General features: G+C 49.5%; 5 protein-coding genes. 1 reads left to right on the top strand and 4 read right to left on the bottom strand.

Annotation, left to right across the window (positions count from 1 at the left end; all coding sequences use genetic code 11):
- Positions 1 to 11: 11 nt before the first annotated feature.
- The 4 genes from NT073_RS05880 to NT073_RS05865 form a co-directional block, all read right to left on the bottom strand.
- Entirely contained in the window at positions 12 to 3200 is a 3189-nt protein-coding gene (locus NT073_RS05880) for a TonB-dependent receptor (protein ID WP_297370195.1), read from the bottom strand.
- 569 nt (positions 3201 to 3769) lie between these two features.
- Complete coding sequence (locus tag NT073_RS05875; RefSeq protein WP_297370191.1) at positions 3770 to 7231, bottom strand: VCBS repeat-containing protein; 3462 nt, start codon at positions 7229 to 7231, stop codon at positions 3770 to 3772.
- Between the two features lie 110 nt (positions 7232 to 7341).
- Entirely contained in the window at positions 7342 to 8931 is a 1590-nt protein-coding gene (locus NT073_RS05870) for a RagB/SusD family nutrient uptake outer membrane protein (RefSeq protein WP_297370188.1), read from the bottom strand.
- Positions 8932 to 9019: 88 nt separating this feature from the next.
- Positions 9020 to 12133 (bottom strand): SusC/RagA family TonB-linked outer membrane protein, encoded by a 3114-nt coding sequence (locus NT073_RS05865; protein ID WP_297370185.1) that lies wholly within the window; start codon positions 12131 to 12133, stop codon positions 9020 to 9022.
- An 888-nt stretch (positions 12134 to 13021) separates the two neighbouring features.
- Between NT073_RS05865 and NT073_RS05860 the strand changes: the two genes are divergently transcribed.
- Positions 13022 to 16030, top strand: coding sequence for an FAD-binding and (Fe-S)-binding domain-containing protein (locus NT073_RS05860; protein WP_297370181.1), 3009 nt, complete (start codon positions 13022 to 13024; stop codon positions 16028 to 16030).
- Positions 16031 to 16441 lie beyond the last annotated feature (411 nt).

Genomic DNA, 16441 nt, shown 5'->3' with positions numbered 1-16441 from the left:
AACGGATTAACTTAGAACGTCAGGTTAACGCCTAACTGGAATGTGCGTGTTTTTGGATAAACGATGTTTCCATATCCACCCCCATCCATACCAACTGAGTTAGGGGCCTGCTGAATGACACCGGCATTATTCGTTTGCAAATCGGCCTTCACCTGTAGTTCAGGATCAATGCCTTTGTATTTGGTAATGATGAACAGGTTGTTACCACCGGCATAAATCCGGGCGTTCGTGATGTACTTGCTGGCTGGCAGAGGAATGTTGTAGCCAATCTGCCAGTTATCGAAGCGAACAAATGAACCGTTTTCCAGCCAGTTGGTCGACAGCACGTTTACGCCGTAGTTTTTAGGATAATCCGTTACACCTTTCAGCATGTTGGTTTCCAGAATCGAACCCGGAATGAGCAGGTTAGACCGGATGGCATTCAGGATCGTATTCCCAAACGTACCACGCACCTGGAAGTATACGTCAAATCCTTTGTAACGGAAGGTGTTGATAAACGAAGCGTTCAGGAACGGCTGTGGGTTACCCTGCTTCAATGGGTTTCCGGCCGTTACAGCGGCAGCGGCATCGGCTTTCGACACGTCCGTTACCGGTGTATCGCCCGAGGCAGCTTTCAGCAGGGGCTGGCCATCAGCCGAGTAAGCGCCCGTAAAGGTAGGCACGTTGTTGAACTCGCCCAGCGACTGACCCGGTGTCAGGTAAGATGCAAACACATCGGACAGACCACGACCGTTGAACGCGTTAAAACGAACCTGTCCATTGTTAAACTGATCATTCGAGAGCGAAACGATTGTGTTTTTGTTGTAAGCACCTACAACCCGTGAGTTCCAGGAGAAATTACCCTTCTGGATTACATCACCGCCGAAAGACAACTCAAATCCGCTGTTACGCATCGACCCTACGTTGGCCAGGATCGTGTTGGTGAAATAGGTAACACCATCTGCGGGTACCGAGTAAGGGTATAGCATGTCTTTGGTCAGCTTGTTGTAGTACTCAACCGTACCCGAGAACCGGCCACCCAGCAATTGGAAGTCTAGACCAATGTTCGAGGTGGTCAGTACTTCCCACTTCAGGTTGGGGTTAGCATTCTGGGTAATACCATAGCCTGGCAGAAAGTCGCCCAGCGTACCATCGTAATAGGTACCTTTCTGACCATACAACTGAATGGAGTTATAGGCCGCGATACCTTCCGAGTTACCCGTTTGTCCCCAACCGGCACGCAGTTTCAGGAAGTTAAGTGTGTTGCCTTTTGGGAAGAACGACTCGTTGGTGATGGTCCAACCAGCACCAACCGATGGGAATACGCCCCACTTGTTGTTGGCACCGAATTTAGAACTGCCATCCCGACGAATCGTAGCGGTTACGTTGTATTTATCGTTCAGATTTAACGCAGCCCGTCCAAAGAAGGAAATCAGCTTCGAGTTGTTGCGGTAAGACGTAGCGTAGTTGTTACCAGGGTTCACCAGCGTACCCGAACCTAAGCCCAGGTTGCTATAGTTGATATCGCTGGTTACAAAGCCTGAGTTAGCCGCCGTAAAGCCATCGTTATCAAAGTTTTGGAACGAGTAGCCACCCAGTAATGAGTAGTTGCTGTTTTGATTACCAAATCCTTTGGCGTAGTTAGCCGTTAACTCCAACAATTTTGTATTGCTTTCTTTAAAAGTCCGGCTTGCACGACCATTGTTGGCGGCATAGGCTTTGATTGCTGGATTGGTGTAGAAGTTATCAACGGTATTGTCCCGCTGTATCTGACCGTTTACGCCCACCGTCAATCCGTCCAGAATCTCGTAGCGCAGGTTCATACCACCCTGCAGATACCGTTGTACGCCGTTGTTGATGACATTTTCCAGCATAGCCACCGGATTGAAGAGGTCAAAGCTGCCGCCTACTTCATAATATGAGCCATTGGCATTGCGTACAGGCAAGGTTGGCAGGAACGTAACGGCACGGCCAATGATACCGCTGTCATACTTCTTGTTGGTTTCTGAGTACGACAGGTTATACTGAACGTTCAATCGGTTGTCGAATGCCTTCTGGTCGAGGTTGATACGCCCCGTTAAACGATCCAGACCCGTTTTTTTGATGATACCGTTCTGGTTGATGTAGTTGAGCGATCCCCGGTAGCTGAACGTTGGTGAACCACCCGCAATCGACAGATCGTGGTTGTTAACGGTTCCGTTCTGCGTAACTTCCTTCGTCCAGTCGGTATTGTAGTTACCGTCCGGAAAACGCTGCTTATCGTTTAACGAAGCCGCGCCTTTGATTTGCGAAACAGCATCCCGATATCCCTGGGCGTCCAGCATTTCATACCGGCGGGAAATAGTCGATACACCTACGTAGTTATTGAACGAAACCGTTGTTTTACCCGACTTACCACGCTTGGTGGTGATGAGGATAACGCCGTTAGCCGCCCGTGAGCCATAAATAGCGGCTGCAGAAGCGTCTTTCAGTACGTCCATCGACTCGATGTCGGAAGGAGAGATGGTGTTAATAGGTACACCAATCATACCATCCACTACATACAAGGGGTCCGAACCACCCGCCAGCGAGGTATAACCGCGCAAACGAACAGTTGGCTGCTGGTTGGGGTCGCCCGAAGGTGACGTAATAACCAGGCCGGCCACTTTACCCTGAATGGCTTGCAGTGGGTTAGGGTTAACGCCTGCGTTAAAATCTTTTGCTGATACCTGCACCACAGAGCCGGTCAGGTCTTTCCGTTTAGCCGTACCATAACCCACCACGACAACTTCGTCGAGTGCTTTGGTGTCGTCCGATAATTTTACGTCAACCGTTGACCGGTTTCCTACAACAACCTCCTGCGAGGTATAACCAATAAAGCTCAGAACAAGCGTTGCATTGTCTGGCACGTTGGCCAGCGAATACTTGCCATCAGCGTCGGTGTTGGTGCCACGCTGCGTACCTTTCAACTGCACACTCACACCGGGCAACGCTGTACCCGCCGGATCGGTCACTTTACCCGTAACAGTACGGCCTTGTGCCCATGCTGCCGAATTGCTCAGCAGTAGCACCATTACCAGCATCGACAGAAAGCTAACCAACGCTTTCCGTTTGACTGACTGGGGTTGGCGTTCACCAACCTGACCTACGTAGCCACAAAAGTGGTTCATTTTGTAGGAGTTGTTCATCATAGGTTTTTTGTAAAAATGAATGGATTGTGATTCCTGATTCAGGAGAAGCATATTCTATAAACACTGTTTAGTTAGTAGTATAAACTCCGAGGCATTTGATGAATTTGCCATCCTATTTCTATCAACTTGGCTAGAAATTATAGAACTAATCCTTAATCAATCTGCGAATTACATCATGTTAATACGGAAATACAAATCTAAGTAGTCAATATTAGCTCAGACGACGTTAATATTGAGTCATAAATAATGTTAAAAATTATAACATAAACAGGATTATGCTTATATTAAATATCTTTTATATGCTTGATTAACAAGAATAACTATAGATTTTAATAAATTTTATTTTGTGTTTTTTATATAAATATCAGAGCCTTATATTTTAAGTATTTCCTGTAAACTTTTTTTAGGGTTTACCCTAAAATCAGCTCACTGTATACGTATACGTTTATTATGAGTCTAAATCACAATAAATGTATACCATCCGCTATTTTTCAGTGGAGCGTAGTTTCGGTCAATTCTACGCTGATAGTGAATTGGTAAGCATAACATATCACTGGATACAAACAATGGTTACACCTGCTCATGACAGGCTCCAGAACATCACCCACATACCATCGATTCTAGTTTCCTTTTAAGGGTACAAAAATTTGCGCTTTATCGTTATTCTTCGCCAGTACAACAAAGGATTTTCCATTCGCACCGCGCCCGGCGGTCATCCGGCGAACTTGCCCTCGTACAAAAAAGCCGGTCTGAGCGGGTTTTGTCGCCACAAAAGCACCTTTACCATCACCGGTTAAGAGCAAGCCATAATTGGCATCATAGCGCCCTACTTCGGTCAGTACATCGAAGAAATTACCGGCCAGCAGAATGTCCTGTTTGCCATCGCCATTATAGTCGCCGGTGAGAATGGCATGAATCGGCGAGGTTTGCGCCTGCACGGGTAACGCCTTCCGTGTAAAGTTTCCCTTACCATCATTGATCAGCACCGATGTTTCGGCCGTTTGTACCGTTCTTACAGTCATTCCCTGCCGTTGCTGAGCAGAGAAAATATCGTCAAAACTTGCTTTGGCGTAATCAACATGCTTGAGGTATTTGGTTTTAATGGATGGAATACGCTTCTGTAAATCTGGCTTTTGAACCATTACGCATTCGCGGGTTTCTACTGTTCCATCGCGGCCATCGGTAGTAGGTCTAAAGCAGGTGATGATTTGATCGTACGACCCATTCTGATCAAAATCATTGCTGTACAAGTGAGCCGGTTCAGCGACCGAGGCCACCATACGGCTATTAAGGCCCAGATTTCCAACTATGAAATCTGTATCGCCGTCATTGTCCAGATCGGCCGCATGTATGGTATTCCACCAACCACCCGAATTGGCCAACGTTTCGCTATCAACCTGTTCGAACCCTTTTCCTCGCTTGTTCCTCAGAACGGTGATGGGCATCCAGTCACCCACCAGTACTAGATCTGGGTAGCGATCATGATCAATATCGGTCCAGACAGCATCCGTAACCATACCGATGTTCGCCGAAAAGGGCATCAGCTCCCTGGTTGCTTTTCGAAAGTTGCCCTTGCCATCGTTTACCAACAGCAACTGGTCTGGACTTTGGCCGTATCGACCCGAATTCATACGCGCTCCCACAAACAGGTCCTGATCGCCATCGAGGTCAAAATCTGCCGCAACCACGCAGGAGTTATTAGCCAGGGTTCGGGGCAGGGCCCTGTTCCAGGTAAGATTCCCTTTTCCATCGTTGAGGTATAAACGGTCGGCCGTATACGTCGAGTCGGCAAATTCATTACCCCCAGTGGCTACATACAAATCCAGGTCTTTGTCGCCATCAGCATCGAAGAAAGTGGCGGCTACATCTTCGGTATAAATGGCGTCCAGTAAAAAGGGCTGTTTCTGAAGATAGAATGTTCCATCAGCCCGCTGAACATACAAGGAACGGGGCATATCGACGGCTCCGCCCAAGAATACGTCATCGAGCCCGTCGCCATTGATGTCGCCAACGGCCAGCGCAGGGCCTTCGCGCGATAGCATCTGCTTTAATAAACCGTCGCGGTCATAATCGACAAACTCGTTTTCTTTATGCACGTAATTCAGCTTCGATGACTCTGTTATGTCCTGAAACAGCCGTTCTCCCGGTATGGCTGGTGCGTTGAATAACGCTCGTTGATCGGCATTTTTATACGCCAGCGACAGGGTCGTGTTGACTTTAGGCTGCCGGATGAGTTGTTTCATATCGTCCGGCCAGATAACGACCAGCGAGTCAATAGCCGGGTTATTATCCAGTCCAAAAACCATCGTCAAATCGACCGACGATTCGAAGCCCCGGTTGGGCATTTGCTGCAAAAACTGCGTTTGTGGCTTTCCGTCAGCCCCTTTCTGATACACGTAAACTTTGGCACCAATGGCATTCCGGTTGTAGCCATAGCCATCAAGTTGTACGCGCAGAAAGTTTTTATGATTCTTCTCAACCGACGTATTGGCGAAGATGGACACGGGCGAATCGTTATTATTGACAACCAGGTCCAGATCGCCGTCGTTATCCAGATCGCCATAGGCTGACCCGTTCGAAAATGAAGGTTCACCTAGTCCCCAGTCGGCAGCTTTGTTTTCGTATTTCATGCCGTTACCCTCATTCCGGAAGGCGTAGTTTGGCAACGGACGCGACCCCATTTTATCGACATATTCTTTATAGTCGAATTTTTTTGTGCCTTCGATCATGGGCTGCAAATCGGGGTTACTAGCCAGAAACGCCATGTAATCCTGATCGGTCAGGTCTTTCAGGATACCATTAGCCACGAAAATATCCTTCCGGCCGTCCATATCCATATCGAACAGTAAAGCCCCCCAGCTCCAGTCGGTAGCCGATGTGCCCGCCATTCGTCCGATTTCCGAGAATGTACCGTCGCCGTTATTCAGGTGCAGCATATTGCGCGAATCCTGATAAAAGAAATCGCGTGACTCCTTGAGTTTACCCAACTCATAGCTCTCAAAAGCGGTAGTCGTTTTGAGCCGGTAATCGTCATCGGGCAGCATGTCCGTTACAAAAATATCGAGGTTGCCGTCGTTGTTCACATCGGCAATATCGGCGCCCATAGAGGCCAGACTAATGTGGCCCATTTCGTTCTCGATATCTTCCTTGAATGTGCCGTCGTGGTTATTGATGTAGAGGTAATCGCGTTCGTAGAAATCGTTGGAAATGTAAATATCCAGCCAGTTATCGTTGTTCACATCACCGATGGTAATGCCCAGCCCAAAGCCAATCAAACTCCCGTAAATCCCAGCCTTCTCCGACACATCCACAAACAACGGACCAGAGCCTATCTTGGCACTTTTCTTCTCACCCTCATTCTTTTTACCGCCGGATGGCTCCTCACTCCCGGAACGCCGGCCGCTAACTCCTAACTCCTCACTCCTGTTAAGAAACAACTTATGCCCTCCCAGTCGATCCCGTGTTTCGCGCGTATTGGCGTACCCCAGCCGATCCATTGGTGTGAAGCTGTTGTTGAGCAGATACATATCCAGATCACCGTCGCGGTCATAATCGAAAAAAGCCGCGTGAGTCGAAAAACCCCCATCCCACAAACCGTATTCCTTTGCTTTTTCGACAAAGACGGGAAGCCCATTCTTCACGCCCTCATTGATGTACAACTGATTGCCCCGCTCATCGCGACTGCCGGAGTTGCAGACATAGATATCGAGTAGCCCGTCGCCGTTCACATCGGCAAAGGTGACGCCCGTTGACCAGAATTTCTTGCCGATAATACCCGCCTGCTTCGTCACATCGGTGAACTTCATTCCTCCTTTGTTTAGATAAAGTTTGTTCTCCTCAAAATTGGAGGTCAGAAACAGGTCGGGCAAGCCGTCGTTGTTCACATCGCCAATAGCCACCCCCCCACCGTTGTAGAAGTTGCGGTAGTTGAAGATATTGAAGTTCTTCTTATCCAGACTCCGGTTCACAAAATCGACACCCGTTTCTTCGGCGGTCAACTTCACAAACAGTGGGTCCGGTTGTTTGTGGCAGGCGATCAGGGTAAAAAGGGTGATGGTGAGTAGAATGAGTTTGTTGATCATGGGTACTGTAATAACGAAATTTTGGGGTGAATAGATTACCCCGCTACGAAAAGCAAACAGCAGCCCACAATCAGGCTGCTGTTTAACAATGTATGTAACAACTAACCCGATCAATAGCCCGGATTCTGTGGTTGCAGGTTTGGGTTGCTGTCGATAGCCTGTTGCGGGAATGGGAACAGTACAGCCGTGGCGGGTGACGTCGTTGGACGCTGATCGACCGGGTTCAGGAACGTACCAAAGCGAATCTCGTCGCTCCGGCGCCAGCCTTCCCAGTATAACTCACGACCGCGCTCAGCCAGCACCGTGGGCAGATCAACTGTTGCAGCAGTCGAAGCTCCACGCGTTGTCCGGAGGTCATTGATGATCGTAGCCGCTGTTTGACTTTGTGGATCGGTTCCTCCGCGCAGAATAGCCTCCGCTTTCATCAGCAGCACGTCCGCATAACGCAGGAATACATAGTCGTTGGTAGGGTTATTGTACGTCAGCGGGTTAGGCAGGTACTTAACGACCCGGATACCCTGCACCTCGTTCGCCAGCCCAAGGTTAACTTGTGGTGTGAACACCAGCGGATTACCACTGCGGTCTTTCAGGGCGACAGGACCGGCAGGACCAGTAGGACCATATTGCTGACCAACCTGAAAACCAGCTGTAATACCCGTTTTGGGCGTTAAATCGGAAGGTTGAGCACCCCGACGTTCATCCGTTGCTTCGAAGCTATTGTAGAAATCAGCCAATGTCGTGAAGCCGTTCCAGGCACCAATGTACTGGTTGTAGTGCTCCGTCATGAAATAACGGTTCTGCACACTGCCCGGCTGCGCCGTTGACGTGTTCTGAATGGTGAAGATCAGCTCTTTCGACCGCTGGTCGTTATCCCAGTGAAAGTTGTCGTAGTAGCTGCCTCTTGGCGTCAGCGCAAACTTGCCGGAAGCAATCACCTGATTGGCAAAGTATACGGCTGAGTCCATATCAGTTTTCACAAACGTGAATGGCCCTGCCGGAGTCGTTGGCGTTTGGTTATATACCGCCCGGTTCAGATACACTTTCGCCAGCATGGCCGCAGCTGCTTCCTTGCTGGCTACGTTTGCCGTTGTTGGCGTAACGGATGGCAATACATTGAAAGCAGCCCGTAAATCGCTGATGACGAAGTTGGTAGCTGCCTGCCGACTCAACACTGCCGGATTGGCATCGGCCGCATCCGTCACCTGACGAACGGGCACGCGCCCCCAAAGGTCAACAATCTGCGAAGTAAAAAAACCGCGTAAGAACTGTGCCTGAGCGACTAACTGCGCATTGGAACCCGCTGCGAAAATAGCCTGCGAGGACCGGAAAGCACCCGTATTCAGGTCATTCCATGCATTCAGGATCTCCACGTGCTGAGAGTCCCAGGTATGTTGGTGCAGCTTACGCCATACGCCAAAATCGTCCCAGTCGGTACCACGGGTTGGCCCCATCATCTCGTCGGATGGGTGTTCCTGCAAGGCGTACGCATGGCCCTGGTTGGTAGCAATGGGGTTAAGTGCCTGATAAGCACCCTGAAGGGTAGCCACCGGGTCGAGCCGAATAGAACCCTGTGTAGCATCAGTTGATGAGAGCGACCCGAACACCTTGTCGTCCAGGTTGGTACAACCATTGATGCCCACACTACCCACCAGCAGCGTAGCGGTCAATAGGCCAATAGTCTTATAATTAAATGAATTCATGTCGTTGAAAATTGTAAGTAGTCTGTTGTCTTCGGCCCGTGTTTACGCTCGAAATGGTGTAAACACGGGCAAGACGCCTGATGGTTGATTAGAACCCAACATTTAAGCCTAAAGTCACTGTGCGGGGCGTTGGATACGGCGTGTAGTCGATACCCAGCGATGGAATTCCGTTTCCGTTTCCGTTATAAGTCACCGTATTTACATCCGGGTTCAGGCCGGTATAGCCCGTAAAAATGAACAGGTTCTGACCCGTGAGCGACAGCGATAACGACTTGGCAAATCCGCCCTCCGGCAGGTTGAACCGGCGCGAGATGGTCAGGTTTGTAATCCGTACGTAATCACTTTTCTCCAGGAAGCGGGTCGATACTGATGCCGGATTCAGACCATTTTCCGTGCTGTTCGCTACGTCGTAGGTCACGTTGCGGGCATTTTTGAGGGCACCTTTCGCAAACAGGGCGTTGGCCGTGTTGTTGTAGATTTTGCCGCCAAACTGACCGTTTACGAACAGACTCGCCGTCCAGGCACCAAACGTAAAGTTGTTGGTCAGCCCTAAACGTAATTTGGCAAACGGGCTGCCCTGATAGCTCGACCGGCTATCATCCGCATAAGTCGAGTAGCCATTGGCATCGTAGCCCGTGAACTTGGGAACGAAGAACGCAAACGGTGGATAACCGCTGGTGATCCGTTCGGCATAAGCACCCGAAAGACCCTGACCGCTAATGGCACCCACGGCCTGATCTGTACCAATGTTCTGTGCCTTAATATCAAGCGTAGTTAGGTTGAATACAGCCTCCCAGCCAAACTGCGGCTTCTGGAAAACCTGATAGATCAGGTTCAGTTCAATTCCCTGACTTACAATCTGACCCGGCAGGTTGATCCATTTGTAGTTTACCGGAGCAGGCTGGGCATAGAACACCTGTAGCAGAGTGTTCGTACCAGACCGGTGATAGTAGTCGATCGAACCGGATAGATGGCCTTTCAGGATGCTAAAGTCAATCCCCGCACCAGTTGTGGTGTTTTGCTCCCACTTCAAGTCCGGGTTTGGGTTGTTCTGCTGAATCTGTGAGCCGGAGCTGTTGTAGGTATAAATAATTTTGGATGCGCCCCCCGTAAAATCCTGGTTACCTACAATACCGTAGTTTGCCCGAATTTTGAGGTCATCGAAAATATTCTTCGGAATAAAGCTTTCCTGCGATATCCGCCAAGCACCCGCCACCGATGGGAATGTACCGTATTTATTGTTTACCCCAAAACGCGATGAGCCATCTACCCGAACGGTTGCCGTTAACAGGTATTTCTCCTTGAAGTTATAGTTGGCCCGGGCAAAATAGGATTGTAAATCATTTTGCCCGCGCGACGAACCGCCCCCAATGGCCGTGCCGGTTAACGTATTGGCCGCTCCGATGTTATCCGTGTACGAAATTGCCGATTCATTAAATGGGAAGCGGCTTGCGGCTACATAACTGGTTCGGGTACCAAATGTCTGGTATGCAAAACCGGCTACAGCCTCCAGCTTACCGGGACCAAGATCCCGGTTGTAGTTGGCCGTATACTCAACCAGTTTAGACAGTCGGTTCAACGAATTGATATAGGCAGCGCCACCCAGTCCCGTGGTCGCATCGGCGTAGACCTGGTTGGTTACCGAACCCAGCGGTACGGTGAACTGACCATTCAGCCGTGAGTCAATGGACGTTGAGCGGGTAGACGTCGAGTTGTCGACACCAAAGTTTGCTTTGAGTGACAGGCCCGTCAGGATGTTCCAGGTAGCACTGACGTTTGCCAGTGTCCGGTTGGTTACGCCCTTGTCGTGGTAGTAATCGAGCATGGCCCGTGGATTCCGGTACGAACCACCCGCCAACTGATAGTACGATGCCGTATCGCTCGTGTTCGTAAATACAGGATAGGTTGGGTTAGCCCCGATCATTGCGCCAAACAGGTTACCCAAAGCACCAGCCTGGTTACCCGTCATAGCATACTGGTCGGTTACCGACGAGGTTGTGGCATTGACAGCCAGCGTTACTTTTTTGTTGAACAGATCCTGCGATGCATTGATACGCCCCGTGACCCGCTGCTGTCCTGTACCTTTTACCAAACCCTGTTGATCCTGGTAACCCAGCGAAAACAGGTACCGCGTATCGTTTGTACCACCGCCAAAGCTGGCGTTGTAAATCTGCGAAACGCTGGTGCGCAAAATCTCATTCTGCCAGTTGGTATTGGCTCCGGCATTCACCGTAGTGAGGGTTGGGTCACCACCGGCGGCTTTCACACCTGCCAGAAAATCGGAAGCCGATAGCAGATCGTACCGTTTTAACGACGATGAAACAGCTCCCGACGCCGAGAAATTGAACTGCGGAGCACCGGCACGACCTTTCCGGGTCGTAATCAGCACCACACCATTGGCACCCCGTGCGCCATAAATAGCTGCTGCCGACGCATCTTTAAGCACCGAAATGTTCTCAATATCGCTTGGGTTCAGGAATGACAGCGGGTTCCGGGCAGTGGTTGTACCCGTACCGAAATCCGGTGTACCACTGCTGAAATCGCCCCCATCGAGTGGTACTCCGTCAATTACGTACAACGGCGTGTTACCCCCGCGCAGCGAAACGGCACCCCGAATTTGAATGTTATTGGCTGCACCCGGCTCACCGCTGGCTGGTGTAATCTGCACACCGGCTACGCGTCCCTGCAGGAGTTGCTCCGGCGAAGCAATCACCCCCTTGTTGAAATCCTTCGGACCAAGTGTTGCCACCGAGCCGGTAACGTCTTTTGCCCGTTGCGTACCATACCCAACAACAACCACCTCCTGAAGAGCTTTGGTGTCGTCGGCCAGCTGTACATCAACAGTTGTGCGGTTACCCACAGCCACTTCCTGCGTAGTGTAGCCAATGAAGCTAAGAACCAGCGTTGCGTTGTCGGGTACATTCGTCAGCGTGTAGACCCCCTCTCCGTTTGTGTTGGTACCGCGTTGGGTACCTTTCACCTGAATACTCACACCCGGTAAAACGGACCCTGTAGGGTCTGTTACTTTACCTGTCACCGTGCGCTCCTGTGCCCATGCTGCTGAATTGCTCAACAGCAACAACACGACCAGCATCGACAGGAAGCTCGAAAAAGCTTTCTGTTTAACTGACTGGGGTTGGCAAGCTCCAACCTGACCTACGTTGTTACCGGATCGGTTAATTTTGTAGGATTTATTCATCATAGGTTTTTTATAAAAATGAATTTTTTATAGATCCCTGGCCGCTGTTTAGGGTCTATTTTTCCCTCAAGGTTGTACCCATTTGGAGCTGAATTGAACGAGTCATATCCACCTCCAACTGTATTAATCTGATGAGAAATTATAGTACTAAAATCAAACCAGTTGGCGAATTACATCAGCTTGGAATAAAAATACAAATGACTTTAGGTTAAAATCAGAATAATAAAGATCAAAATTGTATCATAAAATTTCTTAAAAAATAAAACCAATATTATACTATTAAAATAAAAACAATCAAATATTTAACATAAACTATTATTTATCAGATCTTTAGAATTATGTTGTTTATAACTTTTTCAATTTTCATGAAACACTATTCATTTGTAAGTAGTAGAGGATGAACAGTCTGTATTTATAACTAAGTCTATAAGTTTAATCAATTTCAAAAAAAAATAGGGTAACGGGCGATATTGTTAGCATTTTTATACTGTTTTGGAAGTCTTATTATCAATTATAAAAAGTATTCAAGAGGTCAACTTAAAAAAGCAAAAATTACTAAATCATCATTATACTTAAATGCAATATCTGTTTACTAAGTAGTTATACTTAAGCCGGAGCAGATCAACTTATTTTTGAAAAAGAACTCAATTTTCTGATTGTATAGCCCTATTATTTCGAGTATATATCCTTCTCTTTAGCTACCAACAAACAGGCAAGTCTAGAACATGCTACATCATGAATAACTGTTTATAATTTCATAAAACACATCTAACCAGAACGCTGGCAGCCCTTTTTTTCCAATGACGTTGCACTCGGCACGCATGTATTACGTGAACTTGTATCGGCGACTTTCGCTATCTTTACTGTCCGATTCTTGCCCGTTTGCCAATCATGTCTATACGAGTTTCTCCTCCCTTTAATGAATTGAAAGTTCGCCTGACAGGTGACCTTTTTACGGATACAACCTACCGAACGCTGTACGCAACGGACGCTTCGGCCTACCGGGAAATGCCAATGGCTGTGGCCGTTCCCAAAACAGTCGAGGATCTAAAGACCCTGATTGCCTTTGCTAAAGAGCATAAAACATCCCTGATTCCCCGTACGGGCGGAACATCCTTGGCGGGTCAGGTGGTTGGCAGCGGCATTGTAGTCGACGTATCGAAGCATTTCACCAAAATACTGGAAGTGAATCCCGAAGAGCGTTGGGTGCGTGTTCAGCCGGGCGTTATCCGGGATGAGTTGAACCAGTTCCTGAAGCCGTACGGACTTTATTTTGGCCCAGAAACCTCCACCGCCAACCGGGCTATGATTGGCGGCATGGTGGGTAACAACTCCTGTGGGTCCAACTCGGTGGTGTATAGGGCCACAAGAGAGCATACACTATCAGTAAAAGCACTGCTGGCCGATGGCTCGGAAGCGGAGTTTGGCCCGATAAATGGTTGGGACTTTACTAAACAGGTGGGCGAAGCAAGCCGCAGAAATGGCTCAGCTACCCTGGCCGATAAAATTCTGCTGACAACAAACGCTATCCTGTCGGACCCAGCCAACCAGGAAGAAATTCGGCGGAATTTCCCAAAGAAATCCATCGAACGACGCAATACAGGCTATGCGCTGGACGCCCTGCTCGACATGCAACCGTTTGAACCGGAAGGGGAGCCGTTTAATATGGCCAAGTTCATTGCCGGTTCGGAAGGCACACTTTGCTTTCTGACTGAGATCAAGCTGAATATTGTACCCTTACCACCCAAAGAAAACGGGCTGGTATGTGTGCATTGCCACTCCATCGATGAGTCGCTGCGGGCTACGCTGGTGGCCCTCAAATACAAACCCTATGCCGTCGAACTGATCGACGATATTATTCTGGAACGGGCCGACACCAACCCGGAACAGCGTAAAAACAGCTTCTTCGTTCAGAAAACGCCGACAGATCACTTCCCGATTATTCTGGTCGTTGACCTGTCGCGTGATACCCGAGCTGAAATCGAGCAGCTCGCTACAGAGATGATCGCCGAAATGCAGGCCGCCGGGATGGGATACCATTATCCGCTGCTGTTCGGCGATGATTCCAAAAAAATCTGGACTCTCCGCAAAGCTGGCCTGGGTTTATTGGGCAACCTCCCCGGCGATGAAAAAGCGGTAGCCGTCATTGAAGATACGGCCGTAGACGTGCACGACCTGCCCGACTATATCCGCGATTTCAACGAGATTCTGGCAAAGCACCATATGCACTCCGTCCATTACGCGCATGCGGGGTCGGGGGAACTGCACCTGCGGCCAATCATAAATCTGAAAACAGAAGAAGGCCACCGGCAGTACCGGATGATTGCCGAAGAAATCGCCACACTCGTCAAAAAATACGACGGCTCGCTATCGGGCGAACATGGCGATGGACGGCTACGGGGCGAGTTTATTCCGCAAATGGTAGGTCCGCACAACTATGAACTGATGCGGCAAATCAAGCATACCTGGGACCCCGACGGTATTTTCAACCCCGGTAAGATTGTGGAAACGCCCCCTATGGATACGTTTCTGCGCTACGAAGCCGGGCAGCAGACCCCAGATTTCAAGACCTACTTCCGCTACAAGGATCAGAACGTTTTGCAACATGCCGAGCAATGCAACGGCTCGGGCGATTGCCGCAAAACGGAAGCGTCGGGCGGTACCATGTGCCCAAGCTACATGGCCACCCGCGACGAAAAAGATACAACAAGGGCTCGGGCCAATATTCTGCGCGAGATGCTAACGCGCTCGACGAAAGAAAACCGGTTCGATCACGAAGAAATCAAGGCGACCTACGATCTCTGCCTGTCGTGCAAAGGGTGTAAAAATGAATGCCCTTCCAACGTCGATGTAGCGAAGTTAAAAGCTGAGTTCTTACAGCACTATTACGACTCGCACGGTATTCCTGTACGTTCCAGATTGATCGCCAACTTCGCCCGTCTTTCCAGTCTGGCATCCCTGGTTCCCTGGGCCTGGAATGGCGTTTTGGGCACTCCATCGCTCCGGCGTATTGCCAACCGACTCGTCGGCTTCCACCCCGACCGGACGATGCCCATGATGGGAAAGACGACGTTACGGAAATGGTTTTCTTTGAGAAGCGAGGAGCGAGGAACGAGGAGTGAGGAGTTGCTGACCGCACCGGCGGACCGGCGTGTTGTGCCACCGGATGGCTCCTCGCTCTTCCTCTTCTGCGATGAATTTACCAATTTCAACGACGTTGAGGTTGGGCAGAAAGCAGTTCAGTTATTCCAAAAGCTTGGCTATAACGTCGTTATTCCAGAGCATGGCGAAAGTGGCCGGGCTGCCTTGTCGAAGGGAATGCTGAATTACGCAAAGACGCTAGCGGAGAAGAATATTCGTCTGCTCAAAGACGTCGTTACGTCCGAAACGCCGTTGGTTGGACTGGAGCCTTCGGCTATTCTGACTTTCCGCGATGAATATCCTGATCTGGTCGATGAGTCGCTGGTTGCCGATGCGAAGCGAATTGCGGAAAACGCACTGACCTTTGAAGAATTTATTGCGCGCGAAATGGAAGCAGGCCGCATCAAATCGGAGCAGTTTACGACTGAGACGCGACTCATCAAACTACACGGTCACTGTCAGCAAAAGGCGGTATCATCCCTAGTGCCGGGCAAAAAGGCGTTGTCGTTGCCCAAGAACTACACGGTTCAATTGATTCCGTCGGGTTGTTGCGGCATGGCCGGTTCTTTTGGGTACGAAGCCGAACATTACGAGGTGTCGATGAAAGTTGGTGAACTCGTTCTTTTCCCCACGGTTCGCCAGCAGCCCGATGGCGTGATCATTGCGGCCCCCGGCACATCCTGCCGTCACCAGATTAAGGATGGCACGAAACGTACAGCCCAACACCCTGCCGAAATATTATTCGACGCGCTCGTATAAATGGCTATGAAAGATATAGCCTAAGGCATACTTCATACCCACCCTGTTTATTGATGGAGAAACGACAGCCTGATAACGTGGTTATCAGGCTGCTTCATGTAGTATACGCACTGAAGCCAGTAATGAAATGGGATATTTCGTTGAACGCTCCAGCCGCCTACATCGGACTTTTATGCCCACCGGGGGCGTAGGCTCCAACACGAGTACATTTACAGACCCAAAAACGACTCTTTCAACTGTCTGCTACTATCGCATTCGGCCATCCAACGCCACAACATCAGGAGTTAGCCAAACCGTTAGTTTACGATCCTATTCCTGTCGGCCAGCATATGCTTACTCCTGTATGTACATCGATTTAAAGGTCCGCTGATGATTGGTTAATGGTTATTGAGTTATTTGTTACTGGCTTTC

This window comes from Spirosoma sp. (assembly GCF_026391055.1).
Lineage (GTDB): Bacteria > Bacteroidota > Bacteroidia > Cytophagales > Spirosomataceae > Spirosoma.
This window is presented reverse-complemented; position numbering and strand designations above follow the sequence as displayed.